We start from the raw sequence: 22,083 nt of genomic DNA on the forward strand, positions 1-22,083 counted from the left end.
GGCAGCATGCTCGGGATTCACGCGTGTTCGAACCAAGACATCCGCTCCACTCATGCTCACACTCGAAGAAAAAATCGTACTCGACGTCATGGCGTCGCAATCGCAACGCGCCTGGCCCTCGGGCGAACTCAAAGGCGCGGTGCTGGCGCGTTTGCCGCAATTGGGTGAAAAAACCGTGCGACGCCTGTTCGTGAAATTGCAGGACGCTCGTTTGATTCAACGCAATGGCGAGGGCCGCAATACCCAATGGACGCTGTTGGCGCGCGGTCCGCGTGATTCCATCCGCCCGCCGGTCGATCTTTCACTGGCCCTGCTGAAATTGCGCCAATTGGCAAGACACCATGTTCCCCCCGGCGTTATCGGCGATTTTCAGGAATATCTTGAGGGTGCCAATCGCGTATTGGGCATGTCGCCGTCGGATTCGCGCATTCGCAGCGCGCAGGCCTGGATCGGCAAGACCGCGCGGGTCGAGCCCGGCTATCCGATGCTGGCGCCCGAGGTCGACGACGCGGTGTTCGATGCGGTGTGCGCGGCGTTGTATCGCGACGAATCTCTGGCCATCGCCTATCGCGCCGCCGACGTGCCGGAGGGCGGGCTGCGCGACTACCTGGTGCTGCCCTACGCGATCGTGGAAAAAGCGCCGTTCTGGTATCTGGTGGTGAGCCTACGCCGTTCGAGCGGCGCGCAGGGCGCCCCGTTCCTGCTGCGCATGGACCGCATCTCCACGGTGCAGTCGCGCGGCTTCATCATGCAGCGTGACGCCGGCTTCGATCTGGCCGCTTTCATTCGCGGCGAAAAAATCTTCGAATGGTTTCCGGAGCCGCCCGAGCCGGTGGTCCTGCGCGTGACTGAGCCGAACGGCGTGCGCAGCCCGTTTCGCGCGGCCCGGCTGGCTGACGATCAGTGCATTACAGAAGAGCCCGGCGGCTTCGTGCTGAGCGCGACGCTGACGCCTTCGCTGGCCCTGCGCAACTTGCTGCTCGGACATGCCGCGACGGTGGAACTGCTGGCGCCCGAACATTTGCGCGCGGGGATCGCCGCAGAGTTGAGCGCAGCGGCGCGGCGATACGAAGGCGCGGCCATGATGCCGGCGCAGGCGGCCGAATAAGGCCGCCGGGCGCGCGGTGCTTCAGTTGGGCGATGCGTTCGGCATGGCGAGGTAGAGGCAGGTCGGCAGACAGATCCTCGTGATCAGGCGATTCCCGTTGTGGACGATGGCGAGGTCGACATCCACTTTGCGGTCCATTGCGGCCATCGGCGGAGTCAATGGGAATGGCTGCTATGGCCGGACCGTTGTCCCTGAGAAGTCGGTATGGATGACCGGACCACTCTGATACCCGCCGTTGAGCCCGGACGACTCGACCGGCGGCAGTGGGTCGACAACAACCATCGAAGCCGATGCTACCCACCGACCACGGTAGATCGCCCCCCACCCCACCCGAAATCCACCAACAACAAAAAGCCCCGACCCACGCTAGCGCGGATCGGGGCGGTTCCCGGCCGGCAACCGTTCCGGCTGCCGCCTCGACTCGCTATGCGTGTCGGCGTCTCAACGCGCGGCCACGTTCTCCTTACCCGACGCCGCATCGCCGACCGCCGTCGGCGCATTACCCCACCCGCCACCCAACGCACGGATCAGGTTCACGGTCGACACGGCCTGCGCGCCGGTCAACTGGTTCGACTGCAACTGCGACTGCAGCACCGAGCGCTCGCTGTCGATCACGTCGAGATACGCGACCTGGCCTTCCTGATACTGCGTGCGCGATAGCGTCGCCGCGCGGCGCGACGCATTGACGGCCGCATCCTGCGCGCGGATCTGGTCGTCGAGCAGGCGCAGATCGGCGAGATTGTCCTCGACCTCGCGGAACGCGACGAGCACCTGCTGCCGGTAGTTCGCGACCTGCTCGTCGTATTGCGCGCGCGCCTGCTGCACGCCGGCCGCGCGGCGCCCGCCGTCGAACAGCGGCAGCGTCAGCGCGGTGCCGGCGAACGGCCCGAGCAGGAACGTGCGGCTCGACCACAGGAACAGGTTGCCGAGCGTCGACGCTTCATAGCCGAACGCGCCCGTGATGTCGAGCTTCGGGAAGTACGCCGACTTCGCGAGGCCGATCCGCGCGTTCGCGGCCGCCATCGCGCGCTCGGCCGCCGACACGTCCGGACGGCGTTCGAGCAGCGCGGACGGCAGGCCCGCCGGAATCTTCACGCCGACCGGCACGATCGGCGTTTCCTTGAACGCGAAATCCGCGGGCGCCTTGCCGAGCAGGATCGCGAGCGCATGCTCGGAAGCCGCGCGCCGGCGCGCGACGCCGACCGCATCGGCCTGCGCGCTGGCCAGCTCGTTCTTCGCGCGCGACACGTCGAGCTCGCTGATGTCGCCTTCGTTGAAGCGGCGCTGCACGAGCTTCAGCGCCTGATCGCGCAGCTCCACCGTGCGGCGGTACAGGTCCTGGTCCGAGTCGAGCTGGCGCAGTTCGAAGTAGTTCTGCGCGACGTCCGCCTGCAGCGCGAGCTGCACCGAACGGAACAGCGCTTCGCTCTGCGCCTGGTCGGCGCGCGACGCCTCGACGTTGCGGCCGACCCGGCCGAACAGGTCGGCCTCGTAGGACACCGTGCCCTGCGCGCGCCACAGCGTCGCGTTGGTCGGGCCCGTGCCTTGCGGCTGGAGCTGCGACGCCGACGACAGCCCTTCGCGCGTCGGCCCGAAGCCGGCGCCGACCTGCGGGAACCATTGCGAGCGTGCCGAACGCGTCGCCGCGCGCGCTTCCTCGACACGCGCGGCCGCGGCCTTCAGGTTCTGGTTCGCGGCGAGCGCCTGCGTCTCGAGCGAATCGAGCACCGGGTCGCCGAACACCTTCCACCATTCGCCGCGATGTTCGCCGTCCGACGGCTCGGCCGTCTTCCACGTGCCGGCCTGTTCGCTCGCCGCGAGCGTCGGCGCTTCCTTGAACGCGGCGGGCGTCGGCGCATCCGGGCGCTTGTAGTCGGGGCCCACCGCGCACGCGGCGAGCAGCGTCGCGAGCAGGGTGCTCGCGGCCGCCACCTTCGCGAAGCGCATCAGGCCATTCGTGTTGTGCATGTTGTTCATCTTTCTATCCTCAAGCATCCGAAGCCGGCACGCCCGGAGCCGTCACGCCGTAACCGGCCGAGTCCTTGCCCGCGACGTGGATCTTGCCGCCCGCGAGCGTACGCAGCACGACGTAGAACACCGGCGTCAGCATCAGCCCGAACAGCGTCACGCCGAGCATCCCGAAGAACACCGCGACACCCATTGCATGGCGCATTTCCGAACCCGCACCGGTCGACGTGACGAGCGGCACGACGCCCATGATGAACGCGATCGACGTCATCAGGATCGGGCGCAGCCGCAGCCGGCTCGCCTCGATCGCGGCCTCGAGCGGCGTCCTGCCGTCGTGTTCGAGTTCGCGCGCGAATTCGACGATCAGGATCGCGTTCTTCGCCGACAGCCCCACCAGCACCATCAAGCCGATCTGCGTGAAGATGTTGTTGTCGCCCTGCGTGAGCCACACGCCCGTCAGCGCCGACAGAATGCTCATCGGCACGATCAGGATCACCGCGAGCGGCAGCGTCAGGCTTTCATACAACGCGGCGAGCACCAGGAACACGAGCAGCACGCTGATCGGGAACACATACATCGCTGAATCGCCGGCAAGAATCTGCTGGTACGTGAGGTCGGTCCACTCGAACCGCACGCCACGCGGCAGCGTCTCGTGCGCGATGCGCTCGATCGCGGCCTGCGCCTGCCCCGACGAGAAGCCCGGTGCCGGGCCGCCGTTGATGTCGGCCGCGGTGTAGCCGTTGTAGCGCACCACCATTTCAGGGCCGAACGTCGGCGTCACCGTGACGAGCGACGACAGCGGCACCATCTCGCCCTTGTCGTTACGCGTCTTCAACTGCAGGATGTCGTCCGCGCGCTGGCGGAACGGCGCATCGGCCTGCACGCGCACCTGGTACACGCGCCCGAAGCGGTTGAAGTCGTTCACGTACAGCGAGCCGAGATACACCTGCATCGTGTTGAACACGTCGGTGACCGGCACGCCGAGCTGCTTCGCCTTCACGCGGTCGAGATCGACGTTGAGCTGCGGCACGTTGATCTGGTAGCTCGTAAACAGGGGCCCGAGCTCCGGCGCCTGCTGCGCGCGCTTGATGAAGTCGTTGGTCGCGTCCGACAGCTTCGCGTAGCCCACCGCGCCGCGATCCTCGATCTGCATCTTGAACCCGCCGAGCGTGCCGAGGCCGAGCACCGGCGGCGGCGGGAACACCGCGACGAACGAGTCCTTGATCGCGCCGTACTGCTGGTTCAGCGCGCCGGCGATCGCGCCGGCCGACAGCGCCTTGCCGTGCCGTTCGGAGAACGGCTTCAGCGTGACGAACACGATGCCCGCGCTCGAGCTGTTCGTGAAGCCGTTCACCGACAGCCCCGGGAACGCCACCGCGCTCTCGACGCCCGGCTGCTTCAGCGCGATCGAGCCCATGTCGCGGATCACCTTCTCGGTGCGGTCGAGCGATGCACCGTTCGGCAGTTGCGCGAACGCGATCAGGTATTCCTTGTCCTGCGCGGGCACGAAGCCGCCCGGCACGACCTTCGACACCAGCACGGTCGCGCCCACCAGCACGAGGTACACGCCCAGCATCAGCGTCTTGCGCGACAGCACGCCGCGCACGCCGCGGCCGTAGTTCTCCGCGCCGCGATGGAACACCTTGTTGAAGCCGCGGAAGAAGCCGCCGAGCACGCGATTCATCACGCGCGTGAGCCAGTCTTCCTTGTCGCCATGGCCCTTCAGCAGGATCGCGGACAGCGCCGGCGACAGCGTCAGCGAGTTGAACGCCGAGATCACCGTCGAGATCGCGATCGTCATCGCGAACTGCTTGTAGAACTGGCCGGTCAGGCCCGACATGAACGCGAGCGGCACGAACACGGCGACGAGCGTCAGCGCGATCGCGATGATCGGCCCGCTCACTTCCTGCATCGCCTTGTAGGTCGCCTGCCGCGCGTTCATTCCGCTTTCGATGTTGCGCTCGACGTTCTCGACGACGACGATCGCATCGTCGACCACGATCCCGATCGCGAGCACCATCCCGAACAATGACAACGCGTTGATCGAATACCCGAACGCGAGCAGCAGCGAGAACGTGCCGATGATCGACACCGGCACAGCGATCAGCGGAATCAGCGACGCGCGCCAGGTCTGCAGGAACACGATCACGACGATCACGACCAGCGCGATCGCTTCGAGCAGCGTGTGCACGACGGCCTTGATCGACGAACGCACGAACTGCGTCGGGTCATAGACGATCTTGTAGTCGACGCCCGCCGGCATGTCCTGCTTCAGCTCGGCCATCGTCTTGCGCACTTCGTCCGAGATCTGCAGCGAGTTCGCGCCCGGTGACTGGTTGATCGCCATCGCGACGGCCGGCTTGTTGTCGAGCAGCGAGCGCAGCCCGTATTCGGACGCATCGAGTTCGATTCGCGCGATGTCGCGCAGGCGCGTGACGCCGCCGTCCGGCGTCGTCTTCACGACGATGTCGCCGAACTCGTCTTCCGTCTGCAGACGGCCGCGCGCGTTCACCGACAGCTGCAGCGGCGTACCGGGCAGCGACGGCGACGCGCCGATCACGCCGGCCGCGACCTGCACGTTCTGCTCGCGGATCGCCTGCACGACGTCCTCGGCGGACAGCCCGCGCTGCGCGACCTTCTGCGGATCGAGCCATACGCGCATCGCGTAGTCGCCCGAACCCCACAGCTGCACCTGGCCGACGCCCTGGATCCGCGACAGGCGATCCTTCACGTTGATCAGCGCGTAGTTGCGCAGGTAGGTCATGTCGTAGCGGTTGTCCGGCGAGATCAGGTGCACGACCATCGTCAGCGTCGGCGAGCTCTTCACCGTGGTGATGCCGAGCCGCTGCACGTCTTCCGGCAGGCGCGGCAGCGCCTGGTTCACGCGGTTCTGCACGAGCTGCGTGGCCTTGTCCGGATCGGTGCCGAGCTTGAACGTGACGGTGATCGTCATGTTGCCGTCGCTGTTCGCCTGCGACTGCATGTAGAGCATGTCCTCGACGCCGTTGATCTGCTCTTCGAGCGGCGACGCGACCGTCTCGGCGATCACTTTCGGGTTCGCGCCCGGGTACTGCGCCTTCACGATCACCGAAGGCGGCACGACTTCCGGATATTCCGAAATCGGCAGCAGGAACATCGCGATCACCCCGCCGAGCAGGATGATCACCGATAGGACTCCTGCAAAGATCGGCCGGTCGATAAAGAATTTGGATATGTTCATTTCTGGCTCTGTCTGGTTGAACGCGGATGCGAAGCGGCGTGCCGCTTACGAATCCGCCTTCGCCGGTGCGGCCGGCTTCGCGGTGCTCGCGAGCGGCGCGGACGGCGCATCGCCGCCCGTCATCGGGACCATGTGCGGCTTCACCTGCTCGCCGGGCCGCACGCGCTGCGTGCCGTTCACGATCACGCGGTCGCCCGCGGAAAGCCCGCTCACGATTACGCGCCGGTTGCCGTGCTGCATCCCCTGCTGCACTTCGCGGTACGACACGCGGCCCTGCTGGTCGACGACGAACACGAACTTCTTGTCCTGGTCGGTGTTGATCGCCGCGTCGTCGACCAGAAGCGCCTGGTGCGGCGCGCTGCCGCCCACCTTCACGCGCGCGTAGAGGCCCGGGACGAGCGCGCCGTCGGCATTGTCGAAGCGCGCGCGCACGCGGATCGTGCCCGACGACGTGTCGAGCCGGTTGTCGACCGAATCGATCACGCCGCTGCGCGAGTAGCCGGTTTCGTTCGCGAGGCCGAGCTCGACCGGCACCTTGCGGCCGTCGCGCGCGCCGTTGATGTATTGCAGGTAGGTCTGTTCGTCCGCATCGAACGACGCATAGATCGGCGACACCGACACGAGCGTCGTCAGCGGCGCGGCCGACGCACCGGCCGACACGACGTTGCCGACCGTGATCTCCGCGCGCGACACGCGGCCCGACACCGGCGCGGTGATCCGCGTGTAGCCGAGGTTGATGCGCGCCGTTTCCAGCGCGGCATCGGCCGCCTTCACGTTCGCCGTCGCCTCGCGGGCCGCGTTCTGCTTCTCGTCGTAATCGCGCTTCGCGATCGCGTTGTCGCCGATCAGCCGCTGCGCGCGCTGCCAGTCGGTCTGCGCATAGCCGTTGCGGGCCTGGGCAGCCGCGAGCTGCGCGGCCGCGCGGTCGACTTCGGCCTGGTACGGGCGCGGGTCGATCACGAACAGCACGTCGCCCTTCTTCACGAGCGCGCCGTCCTTGAAATTCACCGCGACGATCGTGCCCGACACCTGCGGGCGTACGTCGACCTTCTCGATCGCTTCGAGGCGGCCCGAATAACCTTGCCAGTCGGTCACGGTCTGCGGCACGACGGTCGCGACGTCGACTTCGGGCAGCGGCGTGGCTGCTTTTTCGGGCGCGTTCGCGTTCACGCGCATTGCGCCGAACGTTCCGAGGCCGACGACGGCGAGCGTCACGATCGCCGCTGTCGCGATTCGGGAACGGGAGGTGCGTAGGATGGCCATGTGGATCTCCAATAAACGTGGATTGGTTCTGGTTATTCGGAACGGTTCGGCTGGCGCGCCTGGAAGCGGCACTGGAAGAAGCGCACGGCTTCCTCGAATGCGGCTTCGTGCGTCGCGAGCGCGGCGTGCGTGATGTCCGGATAGCGGATCACCTGCGTGAGCACGCCCGACGAAATCAGGCAGCCCGCATATTTCTCCGCTTCGACGTGCAGCACGTCGTTCTGCGCGGTGACGACGAGCGTCGGCGGCAACCCCGCGAGGCGCACCGATTCGATCGGCGCCGCGTACGGGTGCATGCGCTGCGCGGCCTGCGGCAGATACGCGCGATAACAGGCCGCGCATTCGCGTGCGGTGATGTCCGACGCGAGACGCTCGGCGTCGCCGATGCGCGTCATGCTCGGGTCGAGCATCGGCCCGAACAGCGCCTGCGCGGCGATCGACACTTCGCCGCGGTCGCGTGCGATGAATGCCAGACAGTTCGCGAGCTGCCCGCCCGCGTCGTGGCCCGCGACACCGATCTTCTTCGGATTGCCGCCGAACGCGCGGGCACGCGTGGCGGCCCACACGGCCGCGCGATACGCATCCTCCGGCGCGGCCGGAAAAGGAAAGGCCGGCGCGAGCGAATAATCGACCGACACTACGAGAGCTGGTAAGCGTTCTGCTAAAAAACGCGCGGCGAAATCGGCGTCTTCGAGCGAACCGCGGACGAAACCGCCGCCGTGGAAATAAAGCACTACTGGCAGCCCGGTCTTGTCCGGGCGGCGGTAGAGGCGCAGCACGATGTCCTGCGCGTAGCCGGGAATTTCCACTTCGGCGACCGTCAGCGCCGCGCCCGCCAAGGCTTGAGCGGGCAGCGCGGCTTTCAGGAATTTGCTGAATTCAGAAGCGTCCATGACGATGCAGCGTCCATTTCGAGATGGAACGAATTCTGGGTCCGGCAGACATTGGGATAAATGCCTATAATCCGGCAACACAATTCAACGACCCCGAACAATCCGAGGCTGCGTTCACCCACGAGGTAGCGCAGCCTTCTTGTTCCGGCGGCAAATTAGATTGCGGAGGTTGTGATGGACCGGCTTCAGGCCATGCAGGTGTTTACTCGCGTCGTCGATACAAGCAGCTTCACCAAGGCGGCAGAAACGCTCGGCTTGCCGCGGGCGTCCGTCACGACGATCATCCAGAATCTCGAAGCGTTCCTCGGCGTGCGGCTGATGCACCGGACCACGCGCCGGCTGTCGCTGACGCCGGACGGCGCCGCGTACTACGAAAGGTGCGTGCGGATCCTCGCGGACGTCGAGGAAACCGAAGCGAGCTTCCAGGCCAACAACCGGAAGCCGCACGGAAAGTTGCGTATCGACATGCCGGGTTCGATCGGGCGGCTGCTCGTGATTCCGTCGCTGTGCGAATTCCACACGCGCTATCCGGACATCGACCTGCAGCTCGGCCTGTCCGACCGTCCGGTCGACCTGCTGCAGGAAGGCGTCGACTGCGTGATCCGCGTCGGCGCGCTGCAGGACTCGTCGCTCGTCGCGCGCCGGGTCGGCCTGTTCGAAGGCGTGACGGTCGCCGCGCCCGCCTATCTCGAGCACTTCGGCGAGCCGAAGACGATCGAGGACCTGAGCCAGCACAAGGCCGTCAACTATTTCTCGAGCCGCACGGGCCGCACGATCGACTGGTCGTTCCTGATCGACGGCAAGGAAACCGAGATCAAGATGGAAAGCATCGTGTCGGTGAACGACGCGGATGCGTACGTGACCTGCGGGATCGAAGGCTTCGGGCTGATCCAGCCGCCGCTCTTCATGGTGCTGCCGCACCTGCGCGAAGGCCGGCTCAAGGAAGTGCTGCCCGGCATCAAGCCGCTGCCGATGCCGATCTCTGTCGTGTATCCGCACAGCCGCCATCTGTCGCCGAAGGTGCGCGTGTTCGTCGACTGGATCGCCGAAGTGTTCGACCGCTGCCCGCTGCTGAGCGGCAAGGGCAGCCTCGACGCGACGTGCAGCAAGCGCACGTTCGAGGAAGCCGAGCGCGCGCCGGCGCTCGACACGCCGGTCATCAACGAGTGGGTCGCGTAATCGTCTGAACCAACGCGCGCGGGCTGCGAGGCCCGCGCGTCGTCCCGCCTTCACGCCGCGTTCCCGCGCGGCGCCCGCCATCTTTCCTGAATCCGCAGCAATCCTTTGTGCCGAGCGCGGCAATCGTCCGCGTGCGTCGTCGCGCGTCGTCGTCGCATCCGTGTGAGCCCCGCTGCATGGGGCTGCCGGCGATTTCCGCATAACCCTGCCGGCCGTGCGGATGACGATTGTTCCTTTGCAACGACAAATCAATTCGCGTCTGCCGCATTTATCGCGACCGAACAGATACCTAGAGTAAACCCTGTCGCGCACCTCGTTGCGCATCGAACAGATCCCGCTTGATGGGACCGGAGCGAGCGCTGAAGCGCCAACTCCGACAGATTGGAGTTATGTCATGAACCGCCGCCACCTTCTCTCCGCCCTGGCCCTCGCACTCGCCGTGTCCGCCCCGGCCTTCGCCGATTCGGGCACGCCGCACGCCGGCGACTACGGCAACACGTCGTGGTACTCGCAGCACAACGGCCCGCGCACGCGCGCCGAAGTGAGTGCGGAAGTCGAGCAGGCTCGCCGCGACGGCACGCTCGCATACCTGCGCAAGGCAACTTCGTATCCGCAAGGGCTCGAACTCGCGCAAGGCCCGTATCGCTCGATGCCGGAAAGCAACCAGCTCGCCGGCGGAGGCCGGTAAACGCGCAACGCCGCGCAGCGGGTCACCCCGTGCGCGGCGTCGCGAAACACCCATCGACGACTCGCTGAGTCAGTTAGTTGCAGGAGCACATGATGAACGACCAACTTCCTTCGCCGCTCGATCACTGGGACGACACCACGCCGGTCTGGACGCCGTTCCGTTCGGCCCCGCACTCGCATTGACCGCCGGCTGAGTCATCGTCCGGCCTCCGGCCATCAGCGGCGCGGCACGCCGTCGCGCCATTCGCCCCAGTGCGTCACGATGTCCTGCACGAGCGGATTGCCCGCGCGGTACAGGTTTTCGGTCGCCGGCGCGAAGCCGCCCTGGTCCGCGTAGTTCAGCAGGTTGTCGGCGCTCGCCTGCCCCGCATACGGCCGGTCGAAATCGGACCCCGTGCGCAGCACCGCGACGCGCGACAGGTCGACCCGCTTCACGCTCGCCGCGCGCTTGAGCGCTTCGTACGTCGCGTTGTCTTCCTGCGCGGTCATGCAGTAAGTGCCCTTGCCGTCCGTCAGGATCTTCGTCCACTGGCGCGCGCGCTCGCCGATCAGCGTGCCCGAGAACCACGTGTTGCCCGATGACGTGTCGCACTGGATCACCGTCGGCGGCCGGTTCGCCGGCGCATACGTGAACTTCGCGCGCGCGGCCTGCGCCTGCGCGCTATCGGCGAGCACGACGTTGCGCGACAGCGCGTACGCGGCGTCGGTCAGTTGCGGATTGAGCTGGAACACTTCGGTGCGGTAGTCGAGCGGAGGCTTGTCGTTCGGGCTCTTCGTGTTGATGCCGAGAAAGCCCGTGTTCCAGCCGGACGGAATCTCCCGCGCATCAAGCTCCCATTGCAGGCTGAAATCGACGAGGTACTTCGACCACGCGGCGGACCCGACCGTGCCTTGCGCGGGATCGACGCCCGCGATGCCGGAGATCAGGAAATACGTGCGGCGCAGATCGAAGCGCTGCGAGAACGTGAGCGCCATGATCGTCGCCGACGCGTTCGCATAGCCCATGCCGGTCGTCACCACGCATACGTCCTGCTTGTTGCAGTGAACGGCCGGATAGTCGGGCGACAAGCCCGGCACGGCGATGTCGCGCCACGGGCCGATCCGGTCGAGCCAGGCCTGGCCCTCCGGACCGAACATCGTGATGATCATGACCTTGACCGGGCGGCCCTGTGCACCGGTCTCGGCAAATGCAGTGTTGCCCGCGTTGTTGCCCTGGTTGTCCTGTGCAATCGACGGCGCAGTCGCACAGGCCGCGAGCGAGAATGCGGCGGCGGAAAGAATGGAGCGAGTCAGCATCGGCGTCCCTTGTTTCGATGATGTTGGGTGAGAACGGCTCTCGGAGACTGCGCGAAGGAGTATAGAACGGGCCCGCGCGATGCGGAACCCGGCTACGAAACGGCCAGCCGTGTTTCGTGCGACGGTGTGCGTGTTGCGCAATGGCGACGTGCGCCGTTGGTTTCGCACCGTCGCCGTGCACGACAACCATCAGGAATGCTATCCGGTTGGCAGGAACGCATGCCCGCCGGCATATCGCCGAGCATCACATCCGTCGAAGTCGACGTCGCCTTCGGCCGGCTCCCGAACCGCTACACGCGCACGAGCCCCGCGACGCCATAACCGAGCACGACCAGCGCGGCAACCACATGGCTCGCCGCGAGCCACCCCGGCGACTTCACGAAGCGCCCGATCGCACTGCCGCCGAATGCGAACACGAGTTGCCCCGCGAGGCTGCCGGCAAACACGCATGCGGCGCCGAAAAGCCAGTGCCGATGCGCACCGGCGGCAGCCGTCGCATAGCCATAGAACAGCAGGATGGTCAGCGGATTCGCGAGCGTGACGAAGAACATCGACGTGAACGGGCGATTGCCCGGCGTCAGGACATCGCCGTCGAGCGTGCGGCGCCGGTCTCGCAGCGCCTGCCACAGCATCCATGTGCCCATCGCGAGCAACACGAGCGCACCGACCACACGGAACAGCAACAGGTGCGACGCGAGCGTGCCCGCGAGCATCGCGCCAATCGTGAACGCGACGATCGCATAGCAGCCGTCGGCCGTCGCGACACCGACTGCCGCGCGCACGCCGCTCGCGGTGCCGGCGCGCATCCCGTAGTTCGCAATCATCAGCGCGACAGGCCCGACCGACAGCGCGATCGTCAGCCCGAACAGGAAATCGCTCACCGATCCTCGACGCCGTCAACGAAAGGCATCGATTCCAGCGGCAGCAAAATATCCGCAGGAAGAACGGTGATCAAGCTACCTCGACCCGCGCCGCCCCGTCCACCATCTCGCCGATCACGGCCGCGCGGTCGAAGCCGTCGGCGCGGAAGCACGCGAGGACTTCGTCGACGGCCTCCGGCGCACACGCGACGAGCAGGCCGCCCGACGTCTGCGGATCGGTCAGCAGCGCCTGCGCGACGGGCGGCAGGCCGTCGGCGAGCCGCACGTCGGTGCCGTACGCGGCCCAGTTGCGGCCCGATGCGCCGGTGAACACGCCGTCGGCGACGAACGCCTCGACACCCGTGAGCCACGGCAGCGATGCGTAGTGCACACGCGCGGTGAGATGCGCGCCGCGCGCCAGTTCGAGCGTATGGCCGAGCAACCCGAAGCCCGTGACGTCGGTCAGCGCGTGCACGCCCGGCAGCGCGGCAAGCTCGGCACCCGGCCGGTTCAGCTTGGTGGTCGTCGCGACCATCTGCGCGTAGCCCGCGGCGTCGAGCTGGTTCTTCTTCAGCGCGGCAGACAGCACGCCGACGCCGAGCGGCTTGCCGAGCACGAGCACGTCGCCCGCGCGCGCGGCCGCGTTGCGCTTCACGCGCGACGGATGCACGACGCCGATCGCCGCGAGCCCGTAGATCGGCTCGACCGAATCGATCGAATGGCCGCCCGCGACCGGAATGCCGGCGTCCGCACACACCGATTCGCCGCCGCGCAGCACGGCTGCGATCGTCTCGTGCGGCAACACGTTGATCGGCATCCCGACCAGCGCGAGCGCGAGGATCGGCTTGCCGCCCATCGCGTAGACGTCGGACAGCGCGTTGGTCGCCGCGATACGGCCGAAGTCGAACGGATCGTCGACGATCGGCATGAAGAAGTCGGTGGTCGCGACGATCGCCTGCTCGTCGTTCAGGCGGTACACGGCCGCATCGTCGGACGTCTCGGTGCCGACCAGCAGGTCCGGGAACAGCGCGGGCGGCGTCGCGCGCTTCAGCAGTTCGGACAGCACGCCCGGTGCGATCTTGCAGCCGCAGCCGCCTCCGTGCGACAGGCTCGTGAGGCGCGGAACGGCAGGCTGGGCTTGGGTGGCTTCGGTCATCGTCGGCATCCGGTGAATAACAACGCTCCATTATCGACAATTCCGCGCGAGCGCGCCCGATACCCACATAATTGTCGGCGCCCGCCTTCGTCCGCCCCTTCATTCATGGATCACCTGTTCATCGGCCTCGTGCTGTGCTCGGCGCTGCTGCACGCCATCTGGAATGCGTTCCTGCACGTCAGCGAGGACCGGCTCGTCCAGCTCGGCACGATGTCGCTGCCGTATCTCGCGTTCGGCATCGCCGGCGCCGCGCTGCTGCCCGCGCCGGCGCCGGCCGCCTGGCCGTATGTCGTCGCATCGGCCGCGCTCGAGGTCGCGTACTGCTTCACGCTCGCGCGCGCATATCGCAGCGGCGAGTTCGGGCAGATCTATCCGATTGCGCGCGGGATGTCGCCGCTGCTCGTATCGGTGCTCGCGTTCGCGGTGCTGCACGAGCGGCCGACGCCGTTCGGCTTCGCCGGCATCGCGCTCGTGTCGTTCGGCATCATGTCGCTCGCGCTGCGCCGCGGCTTCAGGTTCTCCGGGGAAGGCGTGCCGTATGCGCTGCTCACGGGCGTGTTCATCGCCGCGTATTCGATCTGCGACGGGATCGGCTCGCGCGTATCCGGCAGCGCGCTCGGCTACATCGCGTGGGTGTACCTGCTGTGGAGCGTGCCGCAGCTCGTGCTCGTCTGCGCGGTGCGCGGCGGTCCGCGCGCGGTGCTCGGCTCGCGCACCGCGCTCAAGCAGGGCGCGATCGCCGGCACGATCTCGCTCGCGGCGTATGCGATCGTGATCCTCGCGTACCGGCACCTGCCGGTCGCGACCGTGTCGGCGCTGCGCGAAACGAGTTCGATCTTCGCGGTCGCGATCGGCTGGTTCGTGATGCGCGAACGGCCCGGCGCGCAGCGGCTCGCCGCATGCGCGCTGGTCGTGGCGGGTGCGGTGCTGATCCGGTTGTAGGCGCGCGGGCCGACGACCTTCGTCGCACCACCGCCCGCCCGTACGCTCCATCCGCGCCGCGGGGAGACGGTGGCGATCGACTCGCACTGCTCCGCGACGCAGCGACACCGTCGACCATCAAGCAGCCACCGCCGCCCCGCCGAACGCCCGCTCGTCGATCGCCTCGGCGAGCGTCGCGAATGCCGGCGCGATCTCGTCCTCCGGCACGCATGCATAGCCGAGCAGCAGCCCCGACGCCGCGCGCCCGCGTTCCGCGTAATAGCCGGACAGCGGCCGCACGACGATATTGCGTTCGAGCGCGGCCTGCGCGACCGCGCGATCGTCGACGCCTTCCGGCAATTGCGTGACGAGATGCAGCCCCGCGTCGCTGCCGAGCGCCTGCAGCGTGTCGCCGTAGCGGCGCGCGACCGCATCGAGCAGCACCTCGCGGCGTTGCCCGTACAGCGTGCGCATCTTGCGGATATGCGACACGAAGTGCCCTTCCGCGATGAATTCGGCGAGCACGGCCTGCTGCAGCAACTGCCCTTCGCGATACAGCTCCGCGCTCGCGGTCGCGAAGCTTTCCGCGAGCGGCTCCGGCGCGACCAGGTAGCCGACCCGCAGCCCGGGGAACAGCGTCTTGCCGAAACTGCCGACGTAGATCACCTGCCCGGCCGTATCGAGACCCTGCAGCGACGCGAGCGGCCGGCTGCCGTAGCGGAATTCGCTGTCGTAGTCGTCCTCGATGATCCAGCAGCCGTGCTGGCGCGCGTATTCGAGCAGCATCCGCCGCCGCGCGAGGCTCATCACCATCCCGAGCGGATACTGGTGCGACGGCGTGACGAGCATCAGCTTCGGCGGTTCCGCGAGATCGGCGGCCGACGGCGCGATGCCTTCGTCGTCGACCGGGATCGGCCGAGTGGTCAGCCCCGACACGTTCAGCACGCTGCGCACGCCCCAGTAGCACGGATCCTCGGTCCAGATCGCGTCGCCCGGGTCGGTCAGCAGCCGCACCGCGAGGTCGATCGACTGGTGGATGCCGGTCGTGATCACGATCTGCTCGGGCGTGCAGCGCACCGAGCGCGACGTGCGCAGGTAGTCGGCCAGCGCCTCGCGCAGCAGCGCGAGCCCGCCGCCCGGCGCATAGGTCAGCAGGTCGGGGCGCAGGCGCCGCCAGTACTTGTTGTGCAGCCGCGTCCACACGCGCGCCGGAAATCGCGACACATCGGGCACGCCCGGCATGAACGCGCCGCCCTGGCGCTTCGACACGCCGGCCCCTTCGACCAGCCGCGTGCCGCGTGCGGACAGCCGCCGCGCGGACGGCACCACGACGGCCGGGCCGGCCGCGGCGTCGGGCGGCACACCGACGATCTCGTCCGGCGCGCTGTCGGCGACGAACGTGCCGCGGCCCGTCGCCGAGTTCACATAACCTTCGAGCGCAAGCTGTTCGTAAACCTGCGTGACCGTGTTGCGCGCGATCCCGAGCTCGGCGGCCAAGAGCCGCGACGACGGCACGCGCGTGCCGGCCGGCAGTTCGCGCGACAGGATCGCCTGTTGCAGCAACCGGTGAAGCTGCCGGTAGATCGGCTGTTCGCCGCCGCGCACGAGGCGCTGCGCCAGCCAGTCCGACAACACGCTCGCGCGCATGATTGGCTCCTGAATATTTATTGAAATGGCTCTGATTGCCAGAGCCAAATGTGATTATAGTCGCCTCCATGGGCTGTCAACGCGCCCGATTTTCTACTCACCGGAAAGAACATCAAGGAGATGACCGTGAAGAATGCCGACCTGCAGGCCCGCAAGAACGCCGCTACCCCGCGCGGCGTCGGCGTGATGTGCGATTTCTACGCAGCCCGCGCCGAGAACGCGGAACTGTGGGATGTCGAAGGCCGCCGCTTCATCGATTTCGCCGCCGGCATCGCGGTGCTGAACACGGGCCACCGCCACCCGAAGATCGTCAAGGCGATCTCGGATCAGCTGAACAACTTCACGCACACCGCTTATCAGATCGTCCCGTACGCGTCGTACGTCGAGCTGGCCGAGAAGATCAACGCACGCGCGCCTGGCGACTTCCCGAAGAAGACCGCGTTCTTCACGACCGGCGCCGAAGCCGTCGAGAACGCGATCAAGATCGCGCGCGCAGCGACCGGCCGTCCGGGCGTCATCGCGTTCTCGGGCGGCTTCCACGGCCGCACGATGATGGGCATGGCGCTGACCGGCAAGGTCGCCCCGTACAAGCTGAACTTCGGCCCGTTCCCGGGCGACGTGTTCCACGCACCGTACCCGACCGCGCTGCACGGCGTGACGACGGCCGACTCGATCAAGGCGATCGAGATGCTGTTCAAGGCCGACATCGATCCGAAGCGCGTCGCCGCGATCATCTTCGAACCGGTCCAGGGCGAAGGCGGCTTCAACCCGGCGCCGGCCGAATTCGTGCGCGCGCTGCGCAAGATCTGTAACGAACACGGCATCCTGCTGATCGCCGACGAAGTCCAGACCGGCTTCGCGCGTACCGGCAAGCTGTTCGCGATGCAGCACTACGACGTGCTGGCCGACCTGATCACGATGGCGAAGAGCCTCGCGGGCGGCATGCCGCTGTCGGGCGTCGTCGGCCGTGCGGACGTGATGGACGCGGCAGCGCCCGGCGGCCTCGGCGGCACGTACGCGGGCAACCCGCTGGCGGTCGCGTCGGCGCACGCGGTGCTCGAGATCATCGACGAAGAGAAGCTGTGCGAACGCGCCACGCAACTCGGCGACGTGCTGAAGGCGAAGCTGAACGCGCTGCAGGCCGACGTGCCGCAGATCGCCGACGTGCGCGGCCCGGGCGCGATGGTCGCGGTCGAGTTCCTGAAGCCGGGCTCGGGCGAGCCGGACGCGGAATTCACGAAGCGCGTGCAGGCGCGTGCGCTCGAGCGCGGCCTGCTGCTGCTCGTGTGCGGCGTGTACTCGAACGTCGTGCGCTTCCTGTTCCCGCTGACGATCCCGCAGGCCGTGTTCGACGAAGCGCTCGTGATCCTCGAGGAAGTGCTGAAGGAAACGGTCGGCGTGCCGGCCTGAGTTCCCGTCAACTGAATGTGCCGCCGCCGTCGTCAGGACGGCGGCGGCCGTTTCGTCCTTCATCTTCAACGCAGGCTACATACACATGAGCACGGTTCAGGAAACCCTGGCACTGAAAGATCCGTCGCTGTTCCGCCAGCAGGCGTACGTCAACGGCGAATGGCAAAACGCATCGAACGGCGAGACGTTCGAAGTCCGCAATCCGGCGACGGGCGGCCTGCTCGGCACCGTGCCCGCGATGGGCACGGCCGAGACGCGTCACGCGATCGACGCCGCGAACGCCGCATGGCCGGCGTGGCGCAAGAAGACCGCGAAGGAACGCGCGGTCATCCTGCGCAAGTGGCACGACCTGATGATGGAAAACGCCGACGACCTCGCGCTGATCCTGACGACCGAGCAGGGCAAGTCGCTGGCCGAGGCGAAGGGCGAGATCGGCTATGCGGCGTCGTTCCTCGAGTGGTTCGCGGAAGAAGGCAAGCGTGTGTACGGCGACACGATCCCGACGCCGGCGAGCGACAAGCGCATCGTCGTGACGAAGGAAGCGATCGGCGTGTGCGCGGCGATCACGCCGTGGAACTTCCCGGCGGCGATGATCACGCGCAAGGTCGGCCCGGCGCTCGCCGCAGGCTGCCCGATCGTCGTGAAGCCGGCCGAGGCCACGCCGTTCTCCGCGCTCGCGATGGCCGTGCTGGCCGAGCGCGCGGGCGTGCCGGCCGGCGTGTTCAGTGTCGTCACGGGCGACCCGAAGGCGATCGGCGGCGAACTGACGTCGAACCCGATCGTGCGCAAGCTGTCGTTCACCGGCTCGACGCCGGTCGGCCGCCTGCTGATGGCGCAGTGCGCGGCGACGGTCAAGAAGGTATCGCTGGAGCTCGGCGGCAACGCGCCGTTCATCGTGTTCGACGACGCCGATCTCGATGCGGCCGTGCAGGGCGCGATCGCATCGAAATACCGCAACAGCGGCCAGACCTGCGTGTGCACGAACCGCTTCTACGTGCATGAAGCCGTGTACGACCAGTTCGCGCAGAAGCTCGCGGCGGCGGTCGGCCAGCTGAAGGTCGGTCGCGGCACCGAGCCGGGCGTGACGCAAGGCCCGCTGATCAACGAAGCGGCCGTGCTGAAGGTCGAAGCACACATCGAGGACGCGCTCGCGAAGGGCGCGACCGTCGTGACGGGCGGCAAGCGCCACGCGCTCGGCCACGGCTTCTTCGAGCCGACCGTGCTGACGGGTGTCACGCCGGCGATGAAGGTCGCGAAGGAAGAGACGTTCGGGCCGCTCGCGCCGCTGTTCAAGTTCGGCAGCGACGACGAGGTGATCCGCCTCGCGAACGACACCGAGTTCGGTCTGGCCGCTTACTTCTACAGCCGCGACATCGGCCGCGTGTGGAAGGTCGCCGAAGCGCTCGAATACGGGATGGTCGGCGTGAACACGGGCCTGATCTCGAACGAAGTCGCACCGTTCGGCGGCGTCAAGCAGTCGGGCCTCGGCCGCGAAGGCTCGCACTACGGCATCGACGACTACGTCGTGATCAAGTACCTCTGCCTCGCCGTGTGACGGTTCAGGGCCTGTCGCTTCGGTGACGGGCCCTGACCGCCCGGCCGGAACCGGGCGGTCCGACGCGGGCCGGTGCCCCTCTCCGCCGCGCCCGCGTCGCCTCTCCTCCCCGCGATCAGCGGAACACGTTCACCGCATCGACGAGCCGCGTCGCCTGCTGTTTCAGGCTCTCCGACGCCGCCGTGCTCTGCTCGACGAGCGCCGCGTTCTGCTGCGTGATGTTGTCCAGGTGCACGACCGCCTGATCGACCTGCGCGACACCCGTGCTCTGTTCGGCCGTCGACGAGCTGATCTCCGCGATCAGGTCCGACACGCGCTTCACCTGCGTGACGATGTCCTCCATCGTCTTGCCCGCGCCGTCGACGATCCGCGCGCCCGATTCGACCCGCTCGACGCTCGCGCCGATCAGCGTCTTGATTTCCTTCGCCGCGTTCGCGCTGCGCTGCGCGAGCGCCCGCACCTCGCCCGCGACCACCGCGAAGCCGCGCCCCTGTTCACCCGCACGCGCGGCCTCGACTGCCGCATTCAGCGCGAGGATGTTGGTCTGGAATGCGATCCCGTCGATCACGCCGATGATGTCCGCGATCTTGCGCGAGCTGTCGGTGATGTCGTTCATCGTCGCGACGACCTCGCTCACCGCCTGCCCGCCGCGCCCGGCCGCCTCACTCGCCGACACCGACAACTGATTCGCCTGCAGCGCCGTCTCCGCGTTGCTCGACACGGTCGCCGTCATCTCGGCCATCGACGCGGCCGTTTCCTGCACGCTCGACGCCGCCTGTTCGGTGCGCGCGCTCAGGTCGTTGTTGCCCTGCGCGATCTCGTTGCTCGCGCGCTGCACGTTGTGCACCTGTTCGCTGACGTCGTCGACGAGCCAGCGGAACATCAGCCCGAGCTGGTTGAGCGTGCGCAGCGTCATGCCGATCTCGTCGACGCGGTTCATCCGCACGCCGCGCCGGCTCTCGCCGGTCGCGACGTTCAGCGCCTGGTCGTGCAGCTGCTGCAGCGGCCGCACGATCTGCGCGTCGAGCCACAGCCCGGCCGCCGCCACCACGCCGACTGTCGCGCCGGCAAACGCCTCGAGCCCGGCGCCGGCCAGCCCGCATGCCCAGCCCGCGCCGATGACAGCCGGCGCCAGTACGCATAGCGCCGAATGAACGCGCGCACGCACCGACATCGTCTGCGACAGCGACGCAATGCGCAGCAGCCCGGTGCGGATGACCAGCCCCTTGTGGAACCGGCGCTGGCCGGCCTTGCCTTGACGAAACGCGCGATACAGCGCATCGGCGGACTCGGTCTCGTCGCGCGGCGCCCTCGTGCGCACCGACATGTAGCCCTGCGGCTCGCCGTTGCGCATCACCGGGATCGCGTTCGCACGCACCCAGTAATGATCGCCGTTCTTGCGGCGGTTCTTCACGAGCGCGGTCCACGGCTCGCCGCGCCGGAGCGTCGCCCACATGTCGGCGAACGCCTCCTTCGGCATGTCCGGGTGGCGCACCGCGTTGTGCGGCTGGCCGACGAGCTCCTCGTTCGAGAAGCCGCTCACCTGCGCGAACGTCGTGTTCGCGTACGTGATGGTGCCGTCGGCATCGGTCGTCGACATCAGCGTGACGTCGTCGGGAAAATCGAATTCTTGTTGGGTAACGGGCTGGTTGTTGCGCATGCAAGGCTCCGAAAGGCGGATCTGTCGTCCGCGTCGCGCTGAAATCGCGCTCAGTAGCCGAAAAACGGTTTATCGCTTTACGACGGTCTTCATTTTTACTGTCGGCAATCCGGCAGAAAACCTTACCCTTTCCTCACATAAAATATGCAATTCGGCCTGCATCATGATTTCGATCAAATAATCCGGCGATAATCGCCGCGCACGCCGATCCGCATGTCACAACTCGCCGCACAGCGTGTCAATACCGGCATCCATTGCGAACGGCGAAACAATTCGGTCTATTCTGCTCAATTCAACCAATATTCGAATTCGATGAAAAAGGCATTGCACGAACTGAATCGGCTGCCATGGAATACGGCGACGGTCGCGCATAACAGCCATAAAGGCGATCAGGCCGACTTTTTCCGCCATGGCGGCTCGACACTGTTTTCGGAAGAACGCGAACTGCTCGGCGACGGCGCGGACGCGACGGGCGTCGACATCGCCGACGAAGCGATCGGCTTCGCGCGGCAACTGCCGGCCGACGCAGGCCTGCCCGCGCGGTTCGAACGCGCCGACGTGCTCGACCGGATGCCCGTCGCCGCTGCGCGCGGCGAGCGCTTCGAGCGCGTGTCCACGTCGTACGGTGCGATCTGCTGGCCGCCGGGCCAGAACGCACGGGCGCGCGGGATCACCACGCACCGGGCGGCCGCATGACACGCCGTACCATCGCCGAACGCGACGCGCTTTGCGCACGCACGCTCGCACGCGACGAGGTGCCGCTCGTGTGGACCATCGACCGGCGCGAGATCATCGACCACCTGTATGTGCTGCGCGACGGCGCGCTGCATCTCGTTCCCGAGTTCTATGATGTCGGCGGCTGGCCCGCCGGCGAAGCCGATCACTACACACCGATCCTGCTCGACTGCCACGATCGCGGCGGCTGGTTCCGCGGCATGTTCGACGGCGCGCGGCTGGTCGCGGCGGTCGTCGTCGACAGCCGGCCGGTCGGCCCGTGTCACGACATGCTGCAACTGAAGTTCCTGCATGTGAGCCGCGACTGGCGCGGCTGCGGGCTCGGCGAGCAGCTGTACCGCGCGGCCCACGCGCAGGCGCGCGCGATGGGCGCCGAACGCCTGTATGTGTCGGCGACGCCGTCGCAGCGCACGATCGACTTCTACCTGCGGCTCGGCTTCACGGTCAGCGCGTCGCCCGACCCGGCGCTGTACGCGCTCGAGCCGGAAGACATTCATCTGGAAGGGCCGATGGACTGACGCACCG

The 22,083-nt window shown here is 67.3% G+C and carries 16 protein-coding genes and 1 pseudogene; 8 read left to right on the forward strand and 9 right to left on the reverse strand.

From position 1 onward, the window contains the following. Positions 1 to 52 precede the first annotated feature (52 nt). Positions 53 to 1,108, forward strand: coding sequence for a WYL domain-containing protein (locus FPJ27_RS17805; RefSeq protein ID WP_204421993.1), 1,056 nt, complete (start codon positions 53 to 55; stop codon positions 1,106 to 1,108). A 441-nt stretch (positions 1,109 to 1,549) separates the two neighbouring features. On the opposite strand, the gene opcM is transcribed toward FPJ27_RS17805, so the two are convergent. From opcM to FPJ27_RS17825, 4 genes are read right to left on the reverse strand one after another with little or no spacing between them, the layout of a single operon-like run. Further along, positions 1,550 to 3,085, reverse strand: a complete 1,536-nt coding sequence (opcM, locus tag FPJ27_RS17810; protein WP_204421994.1) for a multidrug efflux transporter outer membrane subunit OpcM — start codon at positions 3,083 to 3,085, stop codon at positions 1,550 to 1,552. Positions 3,086 to 3,095: 10 nt separating this feature from the next. Continuing rightward, on the reverse strand, positions 3,096 to 6,296 hold the full coding sequence (ceoB, locus tag FPJ27_RS17815; RefSeq protein WP_204421995.1) for a multidrug efflux RND transporter permease subunit CeoB: 3,201 nt from the start codon (positions 6,294 to 6,296) through the stop codon (positions 3,096 to 3,098). Between the two features lie 45 nt (positions 6,297 to 6,341). Further along, entirely contained in the window at positions 6,342 to 7,559 is a 1,218-nt protein-coding gene (gene ceoA / locus FPJ27_RS17820) for a multidrug efflux RND transporter periplasmic adaptor subunit CeoA (protein WP_204421996.1), read from the reverse strand. A gap of 32 nt (positions 7,560 to 7,591) precedes the next feature. Next, positions 7,592 to 8,452 carry an alpha/beta hydrolase gene (locus FPJ27_RS17825; protein ID WP_027781544.1) on the reverse strand — a complete coding sequence of 287 codons (861 nt, stop codon included), beginning with the start codon at positions 8,450 to 8,452 and terminating at the stop codon, positions 7,592 to 7,594. A gap of 174 nt (positions 8,453 to 8,626) precedes the next feature. Between FPJ27_RS17825 and ceoR the strand changes: the two genes are divergently transcribed. Next, positions 8,627 to 9,631 (forward strand): putative multidrug efflux transcriptional regulator CeoR, encoded by a 1,005-nt coding sequence (ceoR, locus tag FPJ27_RS17830; protein WP_072444546.1) that lies wholly within the window; start codon positions 8,627 to 8,629, stop codon positions 9,629 to 9,631. 394 nt (positions 9,632 to 10,025) lie between these two features. Further along, positions 10,026 to 10,319, forward strand: coding sequence for a DUF4148 domain-containing protein (locus FPJ27_RS17835; RefSeq protein WP_072444545.1), 294 nt, complete (start codon positions 10,026 to 10,028; stop codon positions 10,317 to 10,319). A gap of 215 nt (positions 10,320 to 10,534) precedes the next feature. Here the strand turns inward: FPJ27_RS17835 and FPJ27_RS17840 are convergent, their stop codons facing one another. From FPJ27_RS17840 to selD, 3 genes are all read right to left on the reverse strand, one after another. Continuing rightward, positions 10,535 to 11,614, reverse strand: a complete 1,080-nt coding sequence (locus FPJ27_RS17840) for a purine nucleoside permease (RefSeq protein WP_204421997.1) — start codon at positions 11,612 to 11,614, stop codon at positions 10,535 to 10,537. A 290-nt stretch (positions 11,615 to 11,904) separates the two neighbouring features. Beyond that, positions 11,905 to 12,495 carry a LysE family transporter gene (locus tag FPJ27_RS17845; protein ID WP_204421998.1) on the reverse strand — a complete coding sequence of 197 codons (591 nt, stop codon included), beginning with the start codon at positions 12,493 to 12,495 and terminating at the stop codon, positions 11,905 to 11,907. 70 nt (positions 12,496 to 12,565) lie between these two features. Next, the gene (gene selD / locus FPJ27_RS17850; protein WP_083534240.1) at positions 12,566 to 13,630 is read right to left on the reverse strand and encodes a selenide, water dikinase SelD; all 1,065 of its coding nucleotides are present in this window, start codon (positions 13,628 to 13,630) and stop codon (positions 12,566 to 12,568) included. Positions 13,631 to 13,735: 105 nt separating this feature from the next. Here selD and FPJ27_RS17855 point away from each other — a divergent pair, with 105 nt between their 5' ends. Beyond that, on the forward strand, positions 13,736 to 14,572 hold the full coding sequence (locus FPJ27_RS17855) for a DMT family transporter (protein ID WP_072444542.1): 837 nt from the start codon (positions 13,736 to 13,738) through the stop codon (positions 14,570 to 14,572). 117 nt (positions 14,573 to 14,689) lie between these two features. On the opposite strand, the gene FPJ27_RS17860 is transcribed toward FPJ27_RS17855, so the two are convergent. Further along, positions 14,690 to 16,198, reverse strand: a complete 1,509-nt coding sequence (locus FPJ27_RS17860; protein WP_204421999.1) for a PLP-dependent aminotransferase family protein — start codon at positions 16,196 to 16,198, stop codon at positions 14,690 to 14,692. 126 nt (positions 16,199 to 16,324) lie between these two features. On the opposite strand from FPJ27_RS17860, the gene FPJ27_RS17865 reads away from it, so the two are divergent. Together FPJ27_RS17865 and gabD are read left to right on the forward strand one after the other, a co-directional pair. Next, positions 16,325 to 17,608: a 4-aminobutyrate--2-oxoglutarate transaminase gene (locus tag FPJ27_RS17865; RefSeq protein WP_175960092.1), complete on the forward strand. Its 1,284-nt coding sequence runs from the start codon at positions 16,325 to 16,327 to the stop codon at positions 17,606 to 17,608. Between the two features lie 85 nt (positions 17,609 to 17,693). Next, positions 17,694 to 19,163: an NADP-dependent succinate-semialdehyde dehydrogenase gene (gabD, locus tag FPJ27_RS17870; RefSeq protein WP_034181738.1), complete on the forward strand. Its 1,470-nt coding sequence runs from the start codon at positions 17,694 to 17,696 to the stop codon at positions 19,161 to 19,163. A gap of 115 nt (positions 19,164 to 19,278) precedes the next feature. Here the strand turns inward: gabD and FPJ27_RS17875 are convergent, their stop codons facing one another. Further along, a complete protein-coding gene (locus FPJ27_RS17875; protein ID WP_204422000.1) occupies positions 19,279 to 20,823 on the reverse strand; it encodes a PAS domain-containing methyl-accepting chemotaxis protein in 1,545 nt (514 codons plus the stop codon). 312 nt (positions 20,824 to 21,135) lie between these two features. On the opposite strand from FPJ27_RS17875, the pseudogene FPJ27_RS17880 reads away from it, so the two are divergent. Further along, a pseudogene (locus tag FPJ27_RS17880) lies at positions 21,136 to 21,495 on the forward strand (class I SAM-dependent methyltransferase); the annotation flags it as partial. A 20-nt stretch (positions 21,496 to 21,515) separates the two neighbouring features. Continuing rightward, entirely contained in the window at positions 21,516 to 22,076 is a 561-nt protein-coding gene (locus tag FPJ27_RS17885) for an N-acetyltransferase (protein ID WP_204422001.1), read from the forward strand. Positions 22,077 to 22,083: the final 7 nt, after the last annotated feature.

Origin of the sequence: Burkholderia sp. MS455 (assembly GCF_016899445.1) — a bacterium.
In the GTDB taxonomy this organism is placed as follows: domain Bacteria; phylum Pseudomonadota; class Gammaproteobacteria; order Burkholderiales; family Burkholderiaceae; genus Burkholderia; species Burkholderia pyrrocinia_C.